Below are 3,402 nucleotides of genomic sequence, written 5' to 3'. Positions count from 1 at the left end.
GGCGGGCCCGGGTGTACGACGCGCGGTCCGGGCGGCCCGTCGGCCCCGCCTTCGCTTCCCCGCACGAACCGGCGTCCTTCTCCCCCACCGGGCGCCACGTCGTCGTCAACGACCTCGCCTCACTGCGCGTGCTGCGCGCGGACAGCGGCCGCGTCACGCGCCGGATCGCCCTGAGTCCGTACGCGGACGTGCCCGAGGCCGTCGTGGGCCGCGACGACCGGATCATGGCGTTCTGCCGCTCCGGCGCACGCGACGGGCCGAGCGTCCTGGAGGTCCGCGGCACCACCACCGGCCGCCGGGCGGAACCCGTCGCGCCGGTGCGGCTCTCGGCGAAGGACCGGCGGGCCGTGTGCGGGACCGAGCGCCTCGGGCACCGGATCGTCCTCGACCCCCGCGGTCGCTTCCTCGCCTCCGTCGGCGACGACGTGCGGGCCTGGGACCTGCGCACCGGGTCGTCGTGGCGGGCCTCGCCGGTCCATGCGAGCGCGGCGTTCAGCGACGACGGCGCGTTCCTCGGGGTGACCACCGACGAGGAGATCCTCCTGTGGCGCACCGCCGACCCGCGGCGGCCGGTCTACCGCCACTCCCTCAACGGCGGCTCCGCCACCCAGCTCCGCATCGACACCGAGGACCGCGCCGTCCGCTACTGGGAGGACGGCACGACCGTCCGCACCCTCGCCGTGGGCAACGCCCTCACCTCGGCCTGGCGGCACGCCCCCGTCGCCGAGGCACGGTACGGACCCGACGGGGAGCACGTGGCCGTCGCCCGCCGGGACGGCGACCGGATGCGCTTCGAACTGCGGCCCACCCGCGCGGGGGCCGCCGCGCGCCGGCTCGCCCCCGAGGACTGCAGGCTCGCCGAGGAGGGCGACATCGCCCGCTCGGAGCGCGGCTGCGACGTGCTGCTGTCGTTCAGCGCCGACGGGAGCCGGCTGGCCCTCGGCATCCGGGCCCGGCACAGCGTGGCCGAACGGCGCCACCCGCAGACCGTCCGGGTGTGGGACGTACGGGAGGGACGCGAACGGAGCCGGCACGTCCTGGCCCGCGCGGGCCGCGAGGAGGAGGACGTGGTCGGGCTCGCCCTCACCCCGGACGGCACCGCCCTCCTGACCCGCCGCGAGAACGCGGTGCGGCTGGCGCGCCTCGAACTGCGCGACGGCGCCGCGGCACCGGCCCCGGACGCCGTGCTGGGCGGCTGGGCGCCGGGCACGGATCACCTCGTGGTGCGCCCCGACGGGGCCTACGCCGCGGACGGCGGCGGCCTCTACCGTCTCCCCGCGGGCCACCGGGCCGCGCGGGACCCGCTCCTGTCGCGCGGCGCCCACCGCGTCGCCTTCAGCGCCGACGGCAGCCTGCTCGCCGCGGGCGGACACTCCGGCCGGGTCGCCCTGTGGAACGGCGACGGGACCCGGCTCGTCGCCGACCTGCCCGGCACGTTCACCGTGACCGGGGACGGAGCGGGGTCCCCGGTGACCGCGCTGGCCCTCAGCCGCGACGGCAGGACCCTCGCGGTGGGCGACGACGGGGGCAGGGTGGCGCTGTACGACGTGCCGTCCAGCAGGCTCCTGGTCTCCTCCCTGCCGACCGGCGGCGATGTGATCCGGGCCCTCGCGTTCACCCGGGACGGCAGGACGGTCCTCACCACGGGCGAACACACCCCGCCCCTCGCCCACCGCATCGACCACCCCTATCTGACCGCCCGGGTCTGCGCCCGCGCCGAGGGCGGCTTCTCCCCCGCGGACTGGGCGAAGCACATCCCGGACGTGCCCTACCGGCAGACGTGCACGTGAGGCACGCGGACGCGCACGGGAGACACGGGGGCGGGGCACCGGCGAACCGCCCGGTGCCCCGCCCCCGTACGAAGGGACGTGCTCGCTACACGAACAGGCTGACCACGCCCGCCACCGCGAACCCCGCGACCGACAGCACCGACTCCAGCACCGTCCACGTCTTCAGGGTGTCCCGCTCGCTGATGCCGAAGTACTTCGCGACCATCCAGAAGCCGCCGTCATTGACGTGCGAGGCGAAGATGGAGCCCGCCGAGATGGCCATGATGACCAGGGCGACGAAGGCCTGGGAGTAGTCGCCCTCGGAGAGGAGGGGGGCGACGATGCCCGCCGTCGTGACGATCGCGACGGTCGCCGAGCCCTGGGCCACGCGCAGGATCAGGGAGAGCAGGTAGGCGAGGACGATGATGGGGAGGCCCACGTCCTGGAAGGTGTCCGAGATGGCGCCGGCCACGCCGCTCGCCTTCAGGACCGCGCCGAAGATGCCGCCCGCGCCGACGACCAGGAGGATGTTGCCGACCGGCTTCAGGGACGAGGTCGACACCGTCTCCAGGGACTTGCGGGACCAGCCGCGCCGAATGCCCAGCAGGTAGTACGCCATGAGCAGGGCGATCGTCAGGGCGACGAAGGGGCTGCCGAAGAACTCGATGACCGAACGGAACGTCGAGGGGTCGAAGGCGATCGACGAGAACGTGGCGAGCAGGATCAGGACCAGCGGCGTGCCGATGATCGTGAAGACGATGCCCAGCGGCACCGGCTTCTCCTGCGGGGCCACACCGGCCGCGCTCTGCTCGGCGACGACCGCCGCCTTCGCCTCGTCGGCGGCCTCGACCATGTCCTGCGGCACGGGCACGAAGATGCGCTTGCCGATCCAGGCGGAGAAGACCCAGGCGGCGAGGACGGCGGGGATGCCGCAGACGATGCCCATGAGGATGACCCAGCCGAGGTCGACCTTCAGCAGGCCCGCCGCGGCCACCGGGCCGGGGTGCGGGGGCAGGAACGCGTGGGTCATGGAGAGACCCGCGAGCAGGGGGAGGCAGTAGAGGAGGATCGACTTGCCGGAGCGCTTGGCGGCGGCGTACACGATCGGCGCGAGGACGAAGATGCCGACGTCGAAGAAGACGGGGACGCCGAAGATCAGACCCGTCAGGCCCATCGCGAGCGGGGCGCGCTTCTCGCCGAAGAGGCCGAGCAGGCGGGAGGCGAGGACCTCCGCGCCGCCGGACACCTCCAGGATCGCGCCGAGCATCGTGCCGAGGCCGATGATGATCGCCACATGGCCGAGGATCCCGCCCATGCCCGATTCGATGACCGAGACGGCGTCGGACTTCTGGACGGTGCCGAAGAGTTCGGTGACGGAGAGCCCGGCCGAGAGGCCGACGACTATGGAGACCGCCAGGAGCGCCACGAAGGGCTGCAGCCTGACCTTGATGATCAGGAAGAGGAGAAGCACGATGCCGAGCGCGGCGACGGTCAGGAGACCTGCCGTGCCGTCGATCAGCGCGAGAAGGCCGCCGGTGTGCGGTGGCTCGGGGGCGGGGGCGGCCGCGAGCACGGCGGTGTGGGACGGGGACATCGTTGACCTCGTAAGTGCATGGGGCTTTCGGGGCAGGGG

The 3,402-nt window shown here is 73.9% G+C and carries 2 protein-coding genes; one reads left to right on the top strand and one right to left on the bottom strand.

Annotated elements, in window-relative coordinates:
- Positions 1-1,790: WD40 repeat domain-containing protein (locus AOK03_RS33820; RefSeq protein ID WP_425264440.1), on the top strand; the 1,790-nt coding region annotated here is incomplete at its 5' end.
- Between the two features lie 85 nt (positions 1,791-1,875).
- Here AOK03_RS33820 and AOK03_RS33815 read toward each other — a convergent pair.
- Positions 1,876-3,363 (bottom strand): GntP family permease, encoded by a 1,488-nt coding sequence (locus AOK03_RS33815; RefSeq protein ID WP_055569200.1) that lies wholly within the window; start codon positions 3,361-3,363, stop codon positions 1,876-1,878.
- Positions 3,364-3,402: the final 39 nt, after the last annotated feature.

The sequence above is a fragment of the Streptomyces atriruber genome (assembly GCF_001418325.1).
In the GTDB taxonomy this organism is placed as follows: domain Bacteria; phylum Actinomycetota; class Actinomycetes; order Streptomycetales; family Streptomycetaceae; genus Streptomyces; species Streptomyces atriruber.
The sequence above is the reverse complement of the archived record's forward strand: the minus strand, read 5'-3'. Positions and strand labels throughout refer to the sequence as shown.